The following is a 4,471-nucleotide window of genomic DNA, read 5'->3' as shown; positions in this document are numbered from 1 at the left end:
CGCTGGCCTGGGAGGCGTGGCGGATGACGTCGTCGCGGGTGACCTCGCCGGCGAGGTCACCCGCGACGACGTCATCCGCCACGCCTCCCAGGCCAGCGTCTTCCGCAACATCCAGACCCCCGCCTGGGGCGACGACCGCGAGGAGCGGATCCCCGTGCGCGGCGTCCGCAAGGCGATCGCCGCCGCGATGTCGACGAGCGCGTTCACCGCGCCCCACGTCAGCGTCTTCGTCGACGTCGACGCGACCCGCACCATGGAGTTCGTCAAGCGCCTCAAGAACTCGCCCGACTTCGCCGGCGTCAAGGTCTCGCCGCTGCTCATCATGGCCAAGGCCATCATCTGGGCCGTCCGCCGCAACCCCACCGTCAACTCCGCCTGGACCGACACCGAGATCGTCGTCCGCCACTACGTCAACCTCGGCATCGCCGCGGCCACCCCGCGCGGACTGCTCGTCCCCAACGTCAAGGACGCCCAGTCGATGAGCCTCCTCGAACTGGCGCAGGCCCTCGAGAAGCTCACCCTCGACGCCCGCGACGGCAAGACCACCGCCGCCGACATGCAGAACGGCACCATCACCATCACCAACATCGGCGTCTTCGGGATGGACACGGGCACCCCGATCCTGAACCCCGGCGAAGTCGCGATCATCGCCCTCGGCACGATCAAGCAGAAGCCCTGGGTCGTCGACGGCGAGGTCCGCCCCCGCTTCGTCACCACGGTCGGCGGCTCCTTCGACCACCGCGTCGTCGACGGCGACGTCGTCAGCCGCTTCGTCGCCGACGTCGCCAGCGTGCTGGAGGAACCGGCGCTGCTGCTCGACTGAGCGGGCGGTGCTCGATCGAGCGGATTCCTCCTTCGTCGTCATCCGCTACGCGGTCGGCTGTACGAGGTGGTGCGTTTCGTGGAGCGGGGAGCGTACCGCTACGGCGAATCGCTGGAACGCGATTCGGCGGTGAGCTCGGCCCTGCGGGCGAGCGTGCGCTGACGCGGCTCGGCCCTTCGCTGTCGAGGGAGGGCGGGTGGTCTCCGCTGAGGGTGCGGTGGGCGCCCGCGACGGCGGGAGTGGGGGAACGGCAGCGGTCAGCGGGGGGCGACCGCGAAGGAGTGCAGGGCGAGGGCGTCGCTCAGGCGGGCGGCGACGCGGGCGCCGCGGACGCTGGTGCCCTGGGGGTCCAGCGGCGGGCTGACGACGGCGGCGCCGAGGCGGCCGGGAGCGGAGAGGACGAGGGCGCCCGAGACGCTCGACTTGGCGGGCACGCCGACCGCGCGCATCCAGCGGCCCGAGCCGTCGTAGACGCCGCACGTCGCCATGACCGCGACCACGTCGCGCGCGACCGAGGCCGGCACGACCCGCTCGCCGGTCCCCGGGTGCACGCCGCCGAACGCGAGCGTCGCGCCCATCGCGGCCAGGTCGCGGACGTCGACCAGCACAGCGCACGCCCGGGCGTACGCGGAGACGGCGTCGTCGGCGCTGCGGTGCAGGGTGCCCTCCGCGCGCATCAGGTGTGCGAGGGCGTGATTCCGGTCGCCGAGCAGGTGCTCGTCGGCGGCGACGCTCTCGTCGACGGAGAGCGGGCGGCCGGCGAAGGCGGAGAGGCCGCGGAGGATCCGCTCGCTCCGGCCGTCGGCGTCGCCCCCGTCGACCAGGGCGGCGGTCAGCAGCGCTCCCGCGTTGACCATCGGGTTCGGCGGGCGCCCGGTGCCGCTCTCGAGCTTGAGGGCGTCGAAGGCCTCGCCGGTGGGCTCGATGCCGACGCGGTCGAGCGCGTCGCCGCCGGTGTCGAGGAGCGCGAGCGCGAACAGGAACGGCTTCACGGCCGACTGGATGCTGAACCGCTCCTCCGCGTCGGCGCTCGCGCGGACGGACCCGTCGGGCTGGACGAGCGCGATCGCGCAGAGTCCCGGCTCGGCGTCCGCGAGCGCGGGGATGCTGTCGTCGACCTCGCCCCCGTCGTCCGGCAGCACCTCCCGGCGCAGCGCCTCGAGGTCGAAGGCCAGGGGATCGGGGAGGGGGCTCATCCGTCCACTCTGTCAGGGCGGGGAGCCCGTCGCGTCCCGGGCCTCAGACGAGCCCGAACTCCGCGTCCAGCGCGTCCAGCTCCGCGGCGAACGACGCGCGCAGACTCTCCTTCTCGTCGGCGGGCAGCCAGGAGGCCTCCGCTCCGGTGAGCGCCATCTCGCGCAGCTGACCGGCGGTCGCGCCGATCGGGCCGGCGGCGAGGCGGTACTCGTCGGCGAGCGTGGTCGGGAACATCCCGGGATCGTCGGAGCACGGCACGACCCGCAGTCCCGCGTCGAGCATCGCCCGGATGGACGCGCGCCGCCAGGGCCGCCAGGAGCGGCGCGAGGTCGTCGAGGCGACGGTGAACACCACGCCCTGCTCGCGGACGCGCTCGACGACGGCGGGGTCCTCGAGGACGAAGTAGCCGTGGTCGATCCGGTCGCAGCCCAGCAGATCGAGGCAGGTCGTCGTGTTGGCCGCGGTCGGGGCGTGCTCGGAGGAGTGGGCGGTCCGGCCCAGGCCGGCCTCCCCGGCGAGGCGGTAGGCGTCGGCGAAGCGCTCGGGCGGACCCGCCGTCTCGAGGTTGTCGAGCCCGATCCCCGCCACGTACTCGTGGGGGTGGCGGACGACCTCGCGGACCAGCTCGAGCGCCTCCTCCCCGCTGCGGCTGCGGTCGATGCCGGCGATCATCCGCCCCGTCATGCCGAAGTCGCGCTCGGCCATCCGGATGCCCTCGGCGTAGGCCTCGACGCTGCCGCGGTAGCCGAGCCCGGCGAGGTGCTCCGGGACGGCGTCGAAGAACAGCTCCAGGTGGCGGGTGCCGCTCGTGCGGTGGGCGTCCTCGAACGCCTCGTGCACGATCCGGGTCAGGTCCTCCGGAGTGCGGAGCAGCTGCACCACCCAGTCCGAGACCTGGAAGAGCGAGTACGACACCGCGGGCTCGTCGGCGGAGCGGCCCTGGGGCACCGGGATCACGGTGTCCCGGTAGAGCGCCGGGTCCGGGGGCAGCGAGTTGATGTCGGCGAAGATCCGCTGCGGCTCGGCCGGCAGGGCGAGGCCCTCGCGGCGGGCGAGCTCGGCGAAGGTCGCGGGCCGGACGGTCCCGATGAGGTGGCAGTGCAGATCGGCCTTCGGGATCCGGCGGATCCACTCGTCGGGCACGGCGGCGGTGGGGGTGGTGCTCATGGCGGTCTCCGGAGGTGCGGGATCGGACGGTCGGGGCCCCGTGCGCGGGCGTCGCGCACGGGGCGGGCCGCTACTGGGCGGTGACCTCGCGGGCGAAGCGGTCGACCCACTCCGAGCGGGTGGGGACGAGCTCGGCGGGGTCCAGGGTGGAGTAGCCGGCGGCGGTCGGGTCGGCCGCGATGTCGCCGACGACGGCCGTGATGGTGTCGGGCACCTCGGCGGAGAGGTTCACGGGCAGGTCGCCGACGATCGCGGCGGAGGAGGTCTGCGCCTCGACCGAGAGCAGGTAGTCGATGAACTGCTCGGCGGCGTCGACGTTCGCGGCTCCGGTCGGGATCATCGCCCGGTTGGTCGCCATGTAGCGGCCGGTCGCGGGCGGGGTCCACCCGATCGGCTCGCCGGAGGCCACCAGATCGGTGGCGAAGCCGCTGAGGGCGTCGGCGGCGACGATCTCGCCCTGCGTGAGCAGGTTCGTGACCTCGGTGGAGGAGCTGTAGAACTGGAGCACTCCGGGGGCCCAGTCGGCGAGGGTGCTGAGGGCCGCGTCGATGTCGTACGGGCCGGAGCCCTCGGTCGCGGCGACTCCGCTGACCATCAGCTGGCCCGCGGTGACGGAGATGTCCGGCAGCGCGACCTTCCCGGCGTTCGCGGGGTCGGAGTAGACCGACCACTGCGCCGCCTGGTCGGCGGTGAGGGCGTCGGTCGAGTAGAGCGTGCCGTTGAGCTGGTAGCTGTATGCGGGGCCGAGGTAGGACTCCTCGGTGGCGAAGGCGGCGACGTCGGCGAGCGCGGGCACCGAGGCCGCGTCGACCTGCTGGAACAGGTCGTCCTTCTGGCCCAGCGCGGCGTAGTAGTCGCTGATGAGCATCACGTCGACGCCGGGGTCGTCCCCGCCGGCCAGCTGGAGCTGCGAGAGGCGGTCGGAGTTGGAGCCGGTCTCGACCTCGACCTCGATGCCGGTGGCCTCGGTGAACGGGTCGATCACGGCCTCCTGGAACTCCTCCACGCCGAAGGGGAAGGTGCTGACCACGAGCGACGGCGCGTCGGGCTCGTCGGAGGAGCCGGAGCCGGAGCAGCCGGCCAGGGCGAGGGCGCCGATGACGGCCCCCGCGGTGAGGGCGAGCGTGCGCCGGGCGGTGGTGCGGGACATGGCGGGTCCTTTCGAGGGGCGGTGGAGGAGGAGAGCGCCGCGGTCAGCACGCGGGCGGCCGTCTCGGGCGAGACGACCTCCGGGCGCGAGAGCGTGCGCGAGGCGGTGGCCTTCGAGACGCCGGCGAGGGCGGC

5 protein-coding genes are annotated in these 4,471 nt (G+C 73.7%); 1 reads left to right on the top strand and 4 read right to left on the bottom strand.

The features are described 5' to 3' along the window. A partial coding sequence (locus tag C5C10_RS17220) for a dihydrolipoamide acetyltransferase family protein (protein WP_146082197.1) occupies positions 1–823 on the top strand: 823 nt, incomplete at its 5' end. A 257-nt stretch (positions 824–1,080) separates the two neighbouring features. Here C5C10_RS17220 and glsA read toward each other — a convergent pair. The 4 genes from glsA to C5C10_RS18330 form a co-directional block, all read right to left on the bottom strand. After that, positions 1,081–2,019, bottom strand: a complete 939-nt coding sequence (gene glsA / locus C5C10_RS17215; RefSeq protein WP_104329871.1) for a glutaminase A — start codon at positions 2,017–2,019, stop codon at positions 1,081–1,083. Positions 2,020–2,062: 43 nt separating this feature from the next. Beyond that, on the bottom strand, positions 2,063–3,187 hold the full coding sequence (locus C5C10_RS17210; RefSeq protein WP_258060638.1) for a hypothetical protein: 1,125 nt from the start codon (positions 3,185–3,187) through the stop codon (positions 2,063–2,065). Positions 3,188–3,257: 70 nt separating this feature from the next. Further along, positions 3,258–4,286 (bottom strand): extracellular solute-binding protein, encoded by a 1,029-nt coding sequence (locus C5C10_RS17205; protein ID WP_258060639.1) that lies wholly within the window; start codon positions 4,284–4,286, stop codon positions 3,258–3,260. Continuing rightward, on the bottom strand, positions 4,169–4,471 hold a 303-nt coding region (locus C5C10_RS18330; protein ID WP_146082196.1), incomplete at its 5' end, for a LacI family DNA-binding transcriptional regulator. The genes C5C10_RS18330 and C5C10_RS17205, both read right to left, overlap by 118 nt.

Source organism: Rathayibacter sp. AY1A3, assembly GCF_002930975.1.
Lineage (GTDB): Bacteria > Actinomycetota > Actinomycetes > Actinomycetales > Microbacteriaceae > Rathayibacter.
Note: the sequence above shows the minus strand (reverse complement) of the source record. Positions and strands in the feature narration are given on the sequence as shown.

Coding starts and splice junctions, on each gene's coding strand:
- glsA (WP_104329871.1), bottom strand. CDS start 2,019: ATGAGCCCCCTCCCCGATCCCCTGGCCTTCGACCTCGAGGCGCTGCGC.
- C5C10_RS17210 (WP_258060638.1), bottom strand. CDS start 3,187: ATGAGCACCACCCCCACCGCCGCCGTGCCCGACGAGTGGATCCGCCGG.